Source organism: Streptomyces glaucescens (genome assembly GCF_002154375.1).
Classification (GTDB): domain Bacteria; phylum Actinomycetota; class Actinomycetes; order Streptomycetales; family Streptomycetaceae; genus Streptomyces; species Streptomyces glaucescens.
The window spans coordinates 1-14,733 of record NZ_MUND01000373.1 but is presented as its reverse complement, the minus strand read 5'-3'; the positions used below and the strand labels follow the sequence as shown (position 1 = coordinate 14,733).

Here is a 14,733-nt window from a genome sequence, read left to right as displayed (position 1 = left end):
CCCCCGCGGCCGGCGCCGGCCGCGGGGGCTGCTCGGCGGTGCGCTCCGGCGCGCCGAGCGCGGACTCCGGCAGCGGCGCGGACAGGATCGCGGCGATCTCCGGGCGCGGCGCGGGCGGCGGCGCGCAGATCCCGCCCACCTCCTTGGCGCGTACGGCCTTGGTGATCCACGCCCGGTCGAGGACCCGCCGCTCGTCGGCCTCGGCGACCAGGTCCTCGGACTGGTTGTAGTCGCCGTCGGCGGCCTGCACGGCCCACAGGTGGACGGCGACCCCGTGCTCCTTGGCGGCCATCATGCCGGGCAGCAGATCGCCGTCCCCGGTCACCAGGACCACGTCGGAGCAGGCCCGGTTGCGGGCCAGCTCGGTCAGTTCGGCGTGCATCGCGGCGTCCACGCCCTTCTGCGCCCAGCGGCCGTCGCTGCGGGTCAGCGCGCCCAGCCGGACGGTGACCCGGGGCATCACGCGCAGCCTGCGGTGCTCGGGCTGCGGGACGCGGTCGGGGGCGCCGTCGAACCAGTAGATGCGCAGCAGCGGCTGCTGGGTGTCCGATTCCGCGCGTTCCCTCAGCCCTTGGATGAGGGCGTGATGGTCCACGGTGATCCGGGACCGCGAGGGCTCTCCGGCGAGGAGGCTGGCCGCGGCCCCCAGGAGATACCCGGCGTCCACCAGGACGATGCAGCGGTCCACGCGACTCACCCTCTTCCCGGGAGGTTTGCTTCGGGCTTCCTTCGAGTCTGCCCGACCGCGCGAGGGTTAACGGCCCGAACTCGATCTTCGGCGTGGCGTTTGCGGGAATCGGCCGCGGGACGCGCCCCGGGCGCACCCCGACAAGCCCTGTCACAGACGGTAATTGTCCGACATGCGCGGCGTGTCGGGGTGTGTGAATCTGGTCCCGGCCCTGGCCCCTAGATCCCCCACAGGAGGCATCACCATGGCCAAGAACAAGAACCGTGACCGTAAGCAGCCGCAGTCCGAGCGTGCGCAGCAGGCGCCGCAGTCCCCGATCGACACGCAGGGCGACCAGCCCTCCCCGTCAGTGTCCCCGGGCGACCTGGCCCGCAAGGGCCGGCAGAAGCGCTTCGGCCACAACTGATCCTTCGCGTCGAGGGCCGTCGCGGCCCGGCACACGCACAAGGGGGCGTATCCCGCGCGGGATACGCCCCCTTGGCGCTGCGGACGTCTCCTAGGGGGTGTCGTCAAACTCCCGTCTGCCCCGTCCTGCGGACGACGACGGGAGTTTGACGACACCCCTAGCCCGCCAGGCAGGACGGGCCGAGGAGGACCTTCAGGTCGCCGAAGAGGGCCGGGTCCGGCTTCACCCGGTGCCGGTCCAGGCGCAGCACGGTCGTCTTGGTCGGGCCCTGGAGCCGGATCCGCACCTCGCTGTCGCCCCTGTGGTGGCTGAGGACTTCACCGAGGCGGCTGACCAGGGGCGGGGTGACCTTGACGGCCGGGATGGTGAGGACGACGGGGGCGTTGGTGCCCGCGTTGGACAGGTCCGGGACCATCAGCTCCATCGCGACCAGCCGCGGCACGTCCTCCCGCTTGTCGAGGCGGCCCTTGACGAACACCACGGCGTCCTCGACGAGTTGGGTGGAGACGAGCTGGTAGGTGGCGGGGAAGAACATGCACTCGATGGAGCCCGCCAGGTCCTCCACGGTGGCGATGGCCCAGGCGTTGCCCTGCTTGGTCATCTTGCGCTGGAGGCCGGAGATGATGCCGCCGATGGTGACGACCGCGCCGTCCGCGTGCTCACCGCCGGTGAGCTGGGCGATGCCCGCGTCGGCCTTGTCGGACAGCACGTGTTCCAGGCCGAAGAGCGGGTGGTCGGAGACGTACAGGCCGAGCATCTCGCGTTCCTGGGCGAGCAGGTAGGTCTTGTCCCACTCGTCGGTGGAGAACTCCACGTCGAGTCCGAAGCCGGGCTCGCTGCTGTCCTCCTCGCCCATCCCGCCGAAGAGGTCGAACTGGCCCTCGGCCTCCTTGCGCTTGACCGCGACCACGTTGTCGATCATCGGCTCGTACTGCGCCATCAGGCCCTTGCGGGTGTGCCCCATGGAGTCGAAGGCGCCGGCCTTGATCAGCGATTCCGTGGTCCGCTTGTTGCAGACCACCGCGTCGACCTTGTCGAGGTAGTCGGGGAAGGAGGTGTACTTCCCCTTCGCCTTGCGGCACTTGATGATCGACTCCACCACGTTGGTGCCGACGTTGCGCACCGCGGACAGGCCGAAGAGGATCACGTCGTCGCCCTGCGCGGCGAAGTTGGACTCCGACTCGTTCACGTTCGGCGGGAGCACCTTGATGCCCATGCGGCGGCACTCGTTGAGGTAGACGGCCGACTTGTCCTTGTCGTCCTTCACCGAGGTCAGCAGCCCCGCCATGTATTCGGCGGGGTGGTTCGCCTTCAGGTACGCGGTCCAGTAGGAGACCAGGCCGTACGCGGCGGAGTGCGCCTTGTTGAAGGCGTAGCCGGCGAAGGGGACCAGCACGTCCCACAGCGCCTGGATCGCCTCGTCGCTGTAGCCGTTCTTGCGGGCGCCGGCCTGGAAGATGACGAAGTTCTTCTCCAGCTCCTCCGGCTTCTTCTTGCCCATGACGCGGCGGAGGATGTCGGCCTCGCCGAGCGAGTAGCCGGCGATGATCTGGGCGGCCTTCTGCACCTGCTCCTGGTAGACGATCAGGCCGTAGGTGACGTCCAGGACCTCCTTGAGGGGGGCCTCCAGCTCCGGGTGGATCGGGGTGATCTCCTGCTGGCCGTTCTTGCGCAGCGCGTAGTTGATGTGCGAGTTCATGCCCATCGGGCCCGGCCGGTACAGGGCCGAGACGGCGGAGATGTCCTCGAAGTTGTCGGGCTTCATCATGCGCAGCAGGGAGCGCATGGGGCCGCCGTCGAACTGGAAGACGCCGAGGGTGTCGCCGCGCTGGAGCAGCTCGAAGGTCGTCGGGTCGTCGAGCGGGAGGCTGAGGAGATCGATGTCGATCCCCTTGTTCGCCTTCACCATCTTGACGGCGTCGTCCATGATCGTGAGGTTGCGCAGGCCCAGGAAGTCCATCTTCAGCAGGCCGAGCGACTCACAGCTCGGGTAGTCCCACTGCGTGATGGTCACGCCGTCGGTGTGCCTCACCCAGACCGGGACGTGCTCGGTGATGGTCTCGCTGGACATGATCACGCCGGCGGCGTGCACGCCCATCTGCCGGACCAGGCCCTCCACGCCGCGCGCGGTGTCGATGACCTTCTTCACATCCGGCTCGTTCTCGTACATCGCCCGGACCTCGCCCGCCTCCGAGTAGCGGGGGTGCTGGGGGTCGGTGATGCCGGAGAGCGGGATGCCCTTGCCGAGGACGTCCGGCGGCATGGCCTTGGTGATCCGGTCACCCATCGCGTACGGGTAGCCCAGCACGCGCGCGGAGTCCTTGATCGCGTTCTTGGCCTTGATGGTGCCGTAGGTGCCGATCATGGCGACCTTGTCGGCGCCGTACTTCTCCGTCACGTACCTGATCACCTCGACGCGCCGACGCTCGTCGAAGTCGATGTCGACATCGGGCATCGAGATGCGCTCGGGGTTCAGGAACCGCTCGAAGATCAGGCCGTGCGGGATCGGGTCGAGGTCGGTGATGCCGAGGGCGTAGGCGACGATCGAGCCGGCCGCGGAGCCTCGGCCGGGGCCGACCGCGATGCCCTGCTTCTTGGCCCACATGATGAAGTCGGCGACCACGAGGAAGTAGCCCGGGAAGCCCATCGAGATGATGGTGTCCATCTCGTACTCGACCTGCTTCATGCGGTCGTCCGGGATGCCGTCCGGGAAGCGGCGGTGCATGCCGCGCATGGTCTCCTCGCGGAACCAGCTGACCTCGGTGTAGCCCTCCGGGATGTCGAATTTCGGCATCAGGTCGCGCTTCTCGAACATGCCGGTGGTGTCGACCATCTCGGCGATGAGGCGCGTGTTGGCGCAGCCCTCCTGCCAGGCGTCCGAGGAGTCGATGGCGTACATCTCGTCCGTGGACTTCAGGTAGTAGCCGGTGCCGTCGAACTTGAAGCGGTCCGGGTCGGAGAGGTTCTTGCCGGTCTGGATGCACAGCAGCGCGTCGTGCGCGCCCGCCTCGTGCGCGTACGTGTAGTGCGAGTCGTTGGTGACCAGCGGCGGGATGCCGAGCTTCTTGGCGATCTCCAGCAGGCCGTCGCGGACCCGGCGCTCGATCTCGATGCCGTGGTCCATCAGCTCCAGGAAGTAGCGGTCCTTGCCGAAGATGTCCTGGTAGTCGGCGGCGGCCTTCAGGGCCTCGTCGAAGTGGCCGAGGCGCAGCCGGGTCTGCACCTCGCCGGAGGGGCAGCCGGTGGAGGCGACGATGCCCTCGGACCACTTCGCGATGGTCTCCTTGTCCATCCGGGGCCACTTCTGCAGCCAGCCCTCGGCGTAGGCGTCGGAGGAGAGCCGGAAGAGGTTGTGCAGGCCGGTCCGGTTCACCGCCCACATCGTCTTGTGGGTGTAACCGCCGGAACCGGAGACGTCGTCCCGCTTCTGGTGCGGCTGGCCCCAGAGGATCTTGCGCTTGTTCCGCCGGGACTCGGGGGCGACATACGCCTCGATCCCGATGATCGGGGTGACTCCGGCCTTCTTCGCGGAGTGGAAGAAGTCGTACGCCCCGTGGAGGTTGCCGTGGTCGGACATGGCGATATGGGTCATGCCCATCTCGTTGCACGCGTTGAACATGTCCTTCAGCCGCGCGGCACCGTCCAGCAGCGAGTACTGGGTGTGGACGTGCAGGTGCGTGAACGGCGGCTTTGACACGGCTGCGGCCTCCAGGGGAAACGAACGGCGACGGGGGTCCGACAGGCTGCGGACAGTCTGGGGGACAGCGTCGAAGTCTATGCCTCGCGACTGACACCCGGCGGGCACTCCGGCGTACGGTCGGACGTTGGAAGCTGTCGGACACCCCGTCCAGGACCCCGTCCGCGCAGGTCACGCACCACCGGCACCAGGAGGCACCCAGCGATGTCGTTTCCGCAGCTCAGCGACGAGCGACGCGGCGAGGAGATCCTCGCCGTCCTCGACACCGCCTTCGGCGAGCTCCTGGCCGCCGACCCGGCCGCGTTCCGGGTGAAGTTCCGGAAGATGGCCGCCTCGGCGTTCGCGTTCTACCGGGGCACGGCGTGCCTCTTCTACCACGACCTCGACGCGGAGCGCGCCGGCCGGACCATACCCGGCGGGCCGTACCTGGACGAGCGGACCTCACGGGTGTGGATCCACGGCGATCTGCACGCCGAGAACTTCGGCACGTACATGGACTCCACCGGCCGGCTGATCTTCAACGTCAACGACTTCGACGAGGCCTACGTCGGCCCCTTCACCTGGGACCTGAAGCGCTTCTCCGCCTCGATCGCGCTGGTCGGCTACGCGAAGGCGCTCAGCGACGAGCAGATCACCGAGCTGGTGACGGTCTACGCGGGCGCGTACCGCGAGCGGATCCACGCCCTGGCGACCGGCGCCAAGAGCGACGAGGTGCCGCCCTTCACCCTGGACACCGCCGAGGGGCCGCTGCTGGACGCGCTGCGCGACGCCCGTTCGCTGACCCGGTTCGGGCTGCTGGACTCGATGACGGAGATCCGTGACTTCGAGCGCCGCTTCGCCCCCGGCGGCGGCTCCATCGAGCTGGACGCGGCCACCCGGTACAAGGTGCTGGCCGCCTTCGACGGCTATCTGGAGACCCTGCCGGAGACCTCCCTGGCCCGCCCGGACTCCTACCGCGTGAAGGACGTCGTGGGGCGCCGCGGCATCGGCATCGGGTCGGCGGGCCTGCCCTCGTACAACATCCTGCTGGAGGGCCACAGCGACGCGCTGGAGAACGACGTCGTGATCTACATCAAGCAGGCCCAGACCCCGGCCGTCTCCCGGCACATCACGGACCCGGGGATCCGGGAGTACTTCCTGCACGAGGGCCACCGCACGGTGATCTCCCAGCGCGCGCTCCAGGCGCACGCCGACCCGTGGCTGGGCTGGACCGAGCTGGACGGCGCCGGCCAGCTCGTCGCCGAGGTCTCGCCGTACGCGGTCGACCTGGACTGGGGCGACCTCGACGACCCGGAGGAGATCGCGGCCGTCGTCGCCGACCTGGGCCGGGCCACGGCGTCGATGCACTCGGCGGCGGACGACCAGTCCGGTGAGTCCCTGGTGCCGTTCTCGACCGAGCGGGCCATCGACGCGGCGATCGCCGCCGACGAGGAGGGCTTCGCCCCGCTCCTGGTGGACTTCGCGCACGGCTACGGGGCACGCGCGCGTGCCGACCACCAGATCTTCCTCGACCTGTTCCGCAACGGCCGGATCCCCGGTCTGTAGCCGGTCCGGACCGCCGGCGCTCCCTCACAGGAACCCTTTAGGGGTCTCTTACCGGAGCCCATGACACACTCTCCACGCGATGGACATATCAGGGACCCAGATCAGAGCCGTGCGCGCGGCGCTGTTCACGGCGATCGTCGTGACGCTCAGCACCGCGTCGCACGTGCTGCTGTCGCGGGTCCCGCTGCCCCTGGGGACGGTGGCCGCGATCGCCGCCACCGTGTTCGTGATCGCCTACGCGCTGGCCGGCCGGGAGCGCGGCTTCGGCCGGATCGCGGCGCTGCTGATCCCGCTGGAGCTGGCCGCCGACACCGTCTTCACCGCCGGGCAGCACGCCTGCTACGGCCGCACGGGCGGCCCGGTGGCCGGTCCGCTGCGCTCGGTCGGCCTGGACGTGCTGTGCGGCGGCGGCGAGGTAGGCACCCCCCTGGCCCGGATGGCCGGCACCAGCGGCACCGAACGGGTCGCCGCACTGCTCGCCGACGCCCACCCGGAGACCGCCTGGCTGCTGCTGGGCGCGCACGTCGGCGTGGGTCTGCTGGCGGCGGCCTGGCTGCGCCGCGGCGAGCAGGCGCTGGCCCAGTTGCTGCACGCGATGCCCGCGACCACCTTCCGCCCGCTGCTGCTGGCGGTCGCCGCGGTGACGGCCCGGCCGGCCCCGGCGGTCCGCCGGCTGCCGCGCCCCGCGCACCGCACCGCCTCCGCCGCGCCCGATCTGCTCCTCGCGCACTCCCTGGGACGGCGCGGACCGCCGTGCTCGGCCCCTGTCGCGCTCGCCGGCGCCTGAGCGCCGACGCCTCGGCGAAGCGACACATCCGAACACGAAGCGGTTCCCTTTTCCGTATGCGCGCACAGCCGCGCGCCACCCCCATGGAGATCACGAGAATGAGCCAGCGGAACAGCCAGGCGGCGAAGACGGCGGCCCGGGAGCGGCTGCGCCAGGAGCGCGAGCGTCAGGCCAAGCGGGAGAAGACCAGGCGGCAGCTGATCGTGGCCGGCTCGATGGTCGCGGTCCTCGCGATAGCCGGCGGCATCGGCTACGCCGTCGTCCAGGGCAGCAAGCCCTCCGGCTGGGAGGCGGCCGCCGAGGCGAAGGTCGTCGCCCCGGCCAACACCTCCGGCAAGGACGGCACCGAGATCCTCATCGGCGACTCGAAGACCGACAACGTGGTGCACCTCTACGAGGACCCGCGCTGCCCGGCCTGCGCCTCCTTCGAGCAGACCATCGGCGAGACCGTCAACAAGGGCATGGAGGACGGCGACTACAAGCTCTCCTTCACCCTCGGCACCTTCCTCGACGGCAACCTCACCGGCGAGGGCTCCAAGAACGCGCTGAGCGCGCTCGGCGCCGCGCTGAACGTGAGCCCCGACGCGTTCCTCGACTACAAGGCGGCGCTGTACTCGGCGAAGTACCACCCCGCGGAGACGAGCGACGAGTTCGCCGAGGACGAGTACCTGATCAAGGTGGCGGACACGGTCGAGGCCCTGAAGAACAACAAGAAGTTCCAGGACGCGGTCGAGAAGGGCACCTACGACGCCTGGGCGATGCGGATGAGCGACACCTTCGACGACACGAAGGACGTCAAGTCCACCCCCACCATCAAGATCAACGACAAGGTCATCGAGAACCCGCGCACCGTGGCCGACTGGGAGAAGGCGCTCAAGGACGCGGGCGTCACCAAGTAGCGCGGGACACAAGGCGGGCGGACTCCCCGGGGTTCGCCCGCTCTTCATGTACGGCTGCTTACCGAATCCCTTACCGATCAGTAATCTGACCGGCCGTGACCAGTCGTATCAGATCCCACACCGATCCCCACCCGTTCGCTCCGCGCCGCCGTACGGTCGTCAAGGCCGCCGCGGCCGGTGTCGCTCTCGCTGCCCCGACGGCCGCCGCCGTCCCGGCGCGGGCCGCCGAGACACCCGCCTTCCTGCACGGCGTCGCCTCCGGAGACCCGCTCCCGGACGGCATCCTGCTGTGGACCCGGGTGACCCCCGTCCCGGAGGCCGTGCCCGGCTCCGGCCTCGGCCCCGATGTCGAGGTGAACTGGACCGTCGCCCTGGACAAGGCGTTCACCACCGTCGTCGCCAAGGGCACCGTCACGGCGACCGCCGCCTCCGACCACACCGTCAAGGCCGACGTCCGCGGCCTCGCCCCCGCCACCGACTACTGGTTCCGCTTCTCGGCCGCCGGCAGCGACTCCCCCGCCGCCCGCACCCGCACCGCCCCGGCCGCCGGCGCGGCGGTGTCGAACCTCCGCTTCGGCGTGGTGTCGTGCGCCAACTGGGAGGCCGGGCACTTCGCGGCGTACCGCCATCTCGCGGCCCGCGGTGACCTGGACGCCTGGCTGCACCTCGGCGACTACGTCTACGAGTACGGCACGGGCCAGTACGGCACGCGCGGCACCGTCGTACGGCCGCACGCCCCGGCCCACGAGATCCTGACCCTCGCCGACTACCGGACGCGGCACGGGCGGTACAAGACCGACCCCGACCTCCAGGCCCTGCACGCCGCGGCTCCGGTCGTCGCCATCTGGGACGACCACGAGATCGCCAACGACACCTGGTCCGGCGGTGCCGAGAACCACACCGAGGGCGCGGAGGGCGCCTGGACCGCGCGCCAGGCCGCGGCGAAGCAGGCGTACTTCGAGTGGATGCCGGTCCGCCAGGCGCTCGCCGGCACCACCTACCGCCGCCTGCGCTTCGGCAAGCTGGCCGACCTGTCCCTGCTCGATCTGCGCTCCTTCCGCTCGCGGCAGGTCACCGTCGGCAGCGGCGAGGTCGACGACCCGGAGCGCACGCTCACCGGGCGCGCCCAGCTGGACTGGCTGAAGGCGGGTCTGGCCGCCTCGGACACCACCTGGCGGCTGGTCGGCAACTCCGTGATGATCGCGCCGTTCGCCGTCGGCGCGCTCTCGGCGGAGCTGCTGCGGCCGCTGGCGAAGCTGCTGGGCCTGCCGCGGGAGGGCCTGGCGATCAGCACCGACCAGTGGGACGGCTACACCGACGACCGCCGGGAGCTGCTGGGCCATCTGCGCGCCAACGCCATCCGCAACACGGTGTTCCTGACCGGCGACATCCACATGGCCTGGGCCAACGACGTGCCGGTGAACGCCGGGACGTATCCGCTGTCGGCCTCGGCCGCCACGGAGTTCGTGGTCACCTCGGTCACCTCCGACAACCTGGACGACCTGATGAAGGTCCCGGAGGGCACGGTCTCCGCGGTCGCCGCCCCGGTCATCCGCGCCGCCAACCGGCATGTCCACTGGGTCGACACCGACCGGCACGGCTACGGCGTCCTGGACCTCACCGCCGAGCGGGCGCAGATGGACTACTACGTGCTGTCCGACCGCACCCGGGCGGACGCGACCTCGTCGTGGGCGCGCTCCTACCGGACCCGCAGCGGGACGCAGAAGGTCGAGCGCGCCTACACCCCCGTGTGACAGCCGCCCCTGAGGGGCGATTTCCAGCCAACGCCAGCGACGCGCTGAGTTGTTAAGGCGAGATCACGACACTCTTTCCTCCGCTACGGCGGGTGGTGCGAGCCGTGGTTCGAATCCGGACACACCACCCGCCCCGGCAACGACCTTCGTTGCGGCGGCATCTCAAACCTCGGACGGACACCGTCCGGTCATCTCCTCAATCCTCCCCGTTTGCCGGGAATTTGATTGGGCCTGAACACTCCTCTTCCCGTTTGAGCATGTCCACGTAATGTCCGGGCGGCGACCAGGAAGACCCCTGTGCGCCATTCCCCACCGCATCCGCTAGGAGCCAGCATGCGTGCGCTTGCCCGGATATCTCCCTCGACACGCAGACGCGTTCTCGCCACCGCCGTCGTGGCCGGAACCCTGATGCTCACCCCCCTGTCGGCGCCCACGAGCGTCGCGGCGGCCGGCACCCCCACGGCCGCCGAGTGCGTCGAGGACACCCACGCGGACGCCCACGCGGGCACCCACGCCACGGCCCGCGAGGCCCGCCCCGGGACCGGCGAGCACGCCGCCGAGCCCAACGAGGTGAGCGCCGCCAAGGCCCAGGCCATGGACGCCGACCTGCGCAGGAAGCTCGACAGGCTGCCCGGACACGGCCGCAGCCTCTCGGCGACCGCAACGACCGGCATCCCGGTCTACTTCCACGTCATCCACGACGGCGCCAGGGGCCAGCTCAGCTCGGCCGACATCACCGCCCAGATGAACGTGCTGAACGCGGCGTTCGGCGGTCAGGGCACCGGCAACGCCGACTCCGGCTTCCAGTTCACGCTGGCCGGCACCGACTACACGGACAACGCCGCCTGGTACAACCTCTCCTCCGGTTCCGCCGAGGAGAAGGCGATGAAGTCCGCCCTGCGCAAGGGCGGAGCGGGCGCGCTCAACCTCTACACCGCCAACCTCGGCGGCGGCCTGCTCGGCTGGGCCACCTTCCCCAGCTCCTACAGATCCAGCCCGTCCATGGACGGCGTGGTCGTGCTGGACGCCTCGCTGCCCGGAGGCTCGGCCGCCAACTACGACCAGGGCGACACCGCGACCCACGAGGTCGGCCACTGGCTGGGCCTCTACCACACCTTCCAGGGCGGCTGCAGCGGCAACGGCGACTACGTCGACGACACCCCGGCCGAGAAGAGCCCGGCCTACGAGTGCCCCGAGGGCCGTGACACCTGCGCCCGCAAGGCGGGCACCGACCCGATCCACAACTTCATGGACTACACGTACGACGCCTGCATGTACCAGTTCACCTCCGGCCAGGTGACCCGCATGCAGCAGAACTGGGCGGCCTACCGCGCCGCGGGCTGAACCACCGGCTAGTCCAGCGAATCCAGGAAGCCGAGCGCCACCCGCCAGGTGGCCTCGGCCGCCTCCGCATCGTGGTCCGGCAGATCCGGATCGGTGTAGAGGTGGCCCGCCCCGGCATACCGGAACACCTCCACGTCCGCGCCCGCGCGGCGCATCTGGAGGTACCAGGAGCTGAGCCAGTCGTCCGTCTCGAACGGGTCGGGCTCGGCCACGTGCAACTGCACCGGCAGATCGTCCACCGAGACGTTCGGCGCGAGATCCGAGGTGCCGTGCAGCAGGAGCAGGCCCTTCGCCTTCTCGTCGCCCAGGGCGAGGGTCTGCGCGATCGAGGCGCCGAGGGAGAACCCGGCGTACACCAGCCCTCGCTCCGAATACGGCGCGGCGGCCAGCACGGCCCGCTTCAGCAGCTCGTCCTTGCCGATCTCCTGCTGGGCCGCCATGCCCTCCTCGACCGTGTCGAACGTACGCCCCTCCAAGAGGTCCGGCGTCCACACCTCGTGCCCGGCCGCGCGCAGCCGCTCCGCCGCGGCGCGCACCGCGGGCCTGAGGCCATAGGTCGAGTGGAAAAGCATGATGTTCATGAGGCCATGGTGCCAGCCGGTGTGACATCGCAGGTCCGGGGCACTGCCCGGAACGTCGGACGAATCACAGGTTCAGGCCCGCCGGTGGCCGGTTACGTTCCTGGGCATGGAGAACATACTCCGCCCACTGATCGTGGTCGGCGGCTCGGTCCTGCTCACCCTGGTGATCGGCTGGGCCACCGACCTGCTGTTGCGCAGGGCCGACGAACGGCACGGCGAGACCCCGCTCTGGGACCTGCTGCGCCGCGGCCGCATCCCCTACCAGCTGGTGTTGTGCGCCGCGCTGCTGAGAGGGTCGTACGACAAGGCGCGGCTGCTCGGTGACCACCGGGCCGGGATCGGCCACATCCTCACGCTGGTGCTGATCGGTTCGGCCGCCTGGCTGGTGATCCGGATCGCGGCGGCGGTCGTCGAGACCTCGTACACCCGGTACGCCCACTCCCGGGCCCGGCGCGACCCCGCGCGGGTGCGCCGGGTGCGCACCCAGGTGACGCTGATCATGCGGGTGGTCGCGGCGACCGTCGGGGTGGTGGCGGTGGCGGCGATGCTGCTGACCTTCCCCGCCTTCCGGGCGGCGGGCGCCTCGCTGCTGGCCTCGGCCGGAATCCTGGGCATCGTCGCCGGTGTCGCCGCGCAGTCCACCCTGAGCAACATGTTCGCGGGCTTCCAGATCGCCTTCGGCGACATGGTGCGCATCGGGGACACGGTCGTCGTGGACGGCCAGTGGGGCACCGTCGAGGAGATCACCCTGACCTATCTCACGGTGCGGACCTGGGACGAGCGCCGGGTGACCATGCCGGTGTCGTACTTCACCTCGAAGCCCTTCGAGAACTGGTCGCGCGGCACCCCGGAGATGACCGGCGTCGTCTTCTGGCACCTGGACCACTCGGCCCCGGTGGAGGCGATGCGCGACAAGCTCCGCGACCTGCTGCGCGAGTGCCCCGCCTGGGACGGACGCGCCTACGACCTCTCGGTCACCGACACCACGCCCAACACGATGGAGGTGCGGGCCCTGATGACCGCCAAGGACGCCGACGACGTCTGGACGGTCCGGGTCGCGGTCCGCGAGCGGATGATCGACTGGCTGGTCCGCGAGCACCCGTACGCCCTGCCCCGGGTCAACACGGCCAACGCCAACCTGCCGGGCCGGCCGCCGGGTCCCCGCTCGTCCCTCGACGGCACGCCGAACCGCCGCGCGGTGGAGACCCCGGGGACGGACCGGCGCTGAGCGGTGCTCAGCGCAGACTGCGCACATCCAGCTGGCGCAGCACCCGGTCCACCACCTCGGGGTCCGCCCCCGGCTCGCTGCGCGCCGCCAGCACCTCGTGCCGGGCGGCGCTCAGCATCTCCCCCTCGATCCGGCGCACCCGCCGCATCCGCTTCACCCGCTGCGCGTGCGCCTCCATCCGCTCCTCCTCGCCCATGTCCGGGCTGATCCGCACCCCGATCTCGAAGGCGCGCCGCAGCATCCGCTCGGACAGCTCCTCCGGCAGTTCCTCGACCTGCTCGATCTCCCGCAGCCGCCGCTTGGCGGCCTTCGCCGCCCGCACCGCCAGCGCCTTCTCGAACTCCTTCTCCCGCTCGGTGTCCGCGCGCACCCCGAGCCGTTTGACCAGCCACGGCAGCGTCAGCCCCTGGAGCACCAGCGTCGCCATGATCACGCCGAACGCGATGAAGACGATCTCGTCCCGGTCGGGGAACGGCGACCCGTCCTCGGTCCTCAGCGGAATGGCCAGCGCCAGCGCCACCGAGGCCACGCCCCGCATCCCCGACCACCACATGACGACGGTCTCCCGCCAGCTCATGGGGATGTCCTCGTAGTCGCGCCGCGCGTGCAGCCGTTTGGTCAGCCAGGTCGCGGGCAGCAGCCAGAGCAGCCGTACGAGGACCACGACGCCCGCGACGGCCGCCGCCCAGCCCAGCATCTCGCCCCACCGCCCGGACGCCGTGCGGATCGCGTTGTGCAGTTCCAGGCCGATCAGCCCGAAGGCGACCCCGGTGACGAGGGTGTCGACGACGTCCCAGAAGGTGTGCCCGGCGAGCCGGGTCATGACGTCGTCGGCGTCGGTGGCGTACTCGGCGAGGAACAGCGCGGCGGTGAGCACGGCGAGCACCCCGGAGCCGTGCAGTTCCTCGGCCAGTACATAGGCGGCGTACGGCACCAGCAGGGTGAGCCCGATCTGCAGGGTGGGGTCGCCCAGCAGGTCCATCAGCCTGTTCGCGCCCCAGCCGAGCGCGAGCCCCACCGCGACCGCGACCACGGCGGACAGCACCAGATCGGCCCCGGCCGACCAGGGCGAGAAGGTGCCGCCGACCACGGCGGTGATCGCCACGTGGTAGAGCACGATGGCCGTCACGTCGTTGAAGAGCCCCTCGCCCTCCAGGATGGACACCAGCCGGCGCGGCAGTCCCAGCTGCCCGGCGACGGCGGTGGCGGCGACCGGGTCGGGCGGCGCGACCAGCGCGCCGAGAGCCAGGGCGGCGGCGATCGGCAGCCCGGGCACGATGGCGTGGGCGACGAAGCCGACGCAGAACATCGTGACGAACACCAGCGCCACGGCGAGCAGGAAGATCGGCCGTTTGTTCGCCGCGAACTGCCGCCAGGAGGTGCGCCGTACGGCCGCGTAGAGCAGCGGCGGCAGCAGGAGCGGCAGGATCAGGTCCGGCGGGATGTCGACGTTCGGCACGAAGTCCAGCAGCGCCAGCACGATGCCGAGCAGCGTCATCAGCACCGGTGCGGGCACACCCAGCCGGTCCCCGACCGGGACGCTCACCACGGCCCCGAGCAACAGGACGAACAACAGGGCCAACTGGTCCACGCTCAGCGCTCCGACAGGTCTAGGCGATCAGGACCCCCCGGATACCCACCCTGCCATGGACCACCCTCACTCCAGGGAGCGCCGCATCGCCTGGTGCGGAATCCCCGCCTCCAGGTACTCCGGGCCGTAGGCCTCGTACCCCAGCCGCGCGTAGAAACCCAGCGCCTGCGTCTGCGCGTGCAGGTCCACCGCCGCGAGCCCGCGCGCGCGGGC

General features: G+C 70.5%; 12 protein-coding genes. 7 read left to right on the top strand and 5 right to left on the bottom strand.

What is annotated here, in order from left to right:
• Positions 1 to 688: NYN domain-containing protein (locus CCN42_RS23785; RefSeq protein ID WP_143662000.1), on the bottom strand; the 688-nt coding region annotated here is incomplete at its 3' end.
• Between the two features lie 244 nt (positions 689 to 932).
• On the opposite strand from CCN42_RS23785, the gene CCN42_RS43385 reads away from it, so the two are divergent.
• Positions 933 to 1,094 (top strand): hypothetical protein, encoded by a 162-nt coding sequence (locus tag CCN42_RS43385; RefSeq protein ID WP_086738657.1) that lies wholly within the window; start codon positions 933 to 935, stop codon positions 1,092 to 1,094.
• 157 nt (positions 1,095 to 1,251) lie between these two features.
• Here CCN42_RS43385 and dnaE read toward each other — a convergent pair whose 3' ends face one another.
• Entirely contained in the window at positions 1,252 to 4,791 is a 3,540-nt protein-coding gene (gene dnaE / locus CCN42_RS23775) for a DNA polymerase III subunit alpha (RefSeq protein ID WP_086173418.1), read from the bottom strand.
• 204 nt (positions 4,792 to 4,995) lie between these two features.
• On the opposite strand from dnaE, the gene CCN42_RS23770 reads away from it, so the two are divergent.
• The 5 genes from CCN42_RS23770 to CCN42_RS23750 all read left to right on the top strand — a co-directional run bounded on the left by CCN42_RS23770 (position 4,996) and on the right by CCN42_RS23750 (position 11,120).
• Positions 4,996 to 6,336, top strand: coding sequence for a DUF2252 domain-containing protein (locus tag CCN42_RS23770; RefSeq protein WP_086738655.1), 1,341 nt, complete (start codon positions 4,996 to 4,998; stop codon positions 6,334 to 6,336).
• A gap of 79 nt (positions 6,337 to 6,415) precedes the next feature.
• Positions 6,416 to 7,123, top strand: a complete 708-nt coding sequence (locus CCN42_RS23765; protein ID WP_086738653.1) for a hypothetical protein — start codon at positions 6,416 to 6,418, stop codon at positions 7,121 to 7,123.
• A gap of 98 nt (positions 7,124 to 7,221) precedes the next feature.
• Positions 7,222 to 8,022 (top strand): DsbA family protein, encoded by an 801-nt coding sequence (locus tag CCN42_RS23760; RefSeq protein WP_086738651.1) that lies wholly within the window; start codon positions 7,222 to 7,224, stop codon positions 8,020 to 8,022.
• Between the two features lie 95 nt (positions 8,023 to 8,117).
• Complete coding sequence (locus CCN42_RS23755; RefSeq protein ID WP_086738648.1) at positions 8,118 to 9,776, top strand: alkaline phosphatase D family protein; 1,659 nt, start codon at positions 8,118 to 8,120, stop codon at positions 9,774 to 9,776.
• A gap of 333 nt (positions 9,777 to 10,109) precedes the next feature.
• Entirely contained in the window at positions 10,110 to 11,120 is a 1,011-nt protein-coding gene (locus tag CCN42_RS23750; RefSeq protein ID WP_086738646.1) for a zinc metalloprotease, read from the top strand.
• Between the two features lie 8 nt (positions 11,121 to 11,128).
• Here CCN42_RS23750 and CCN42_RS23745 read toward each other — a convergent pair whose 3' ends face one another.
• Complete coding sequence (locus CCN42_RS23745) at positions 11,129 to 11,701, bottom strand: dienelactone hydrolase family protein (protein WP_086738644.1); 573 nt, start codon at positions 11,699 to 11,701, stop codon at positions 11,129 to 11,131.
• Between the two features lie 106 nt (positions 11,702 to 11,807).
• On the opposite strand from CCN42_RS23745, the gene CCN42_RS23740 reads away from it, so the two are divergent.
• Entirely contained in the window at positions 11,808 to 12,929 is a 1,122-nt protein-coding gene (locus CCN42_RS23740) for a mechanosensitive ion channel family protein (RefSeq protein ID WP_086738642.1), read from the top strand.
• A gap of 7 nt (positions 12,930 to 12,936) precedes the next feature.
• Here the strand turns inward: CCN42_RS23740 and CCN42_RS23735 are convergent, their stop codons facing one another.
• Positions 12,937 to 14,520, bottom strand: a complete 1,584-nt coding sequence (locus tag CCN42_RS23735; RefSeq protein ID WP_086738640.1) for a Na+/H+ antiporter — start codon at positions 14,518 to 14,520, stop codon at positions 12,937 to 12,939.
• A 66-nt stretch (positions 14,521 to 14,586) separates the two neighbouring features.
• Positions 14,587 to 14,733: GNAT family N-acetyltransferase (locus tag CCN42_RS23730; RefSeq protein WP_143661999.1), on the bottom strand; the 147-nt coding region annotated here is incomplete at its 5' end.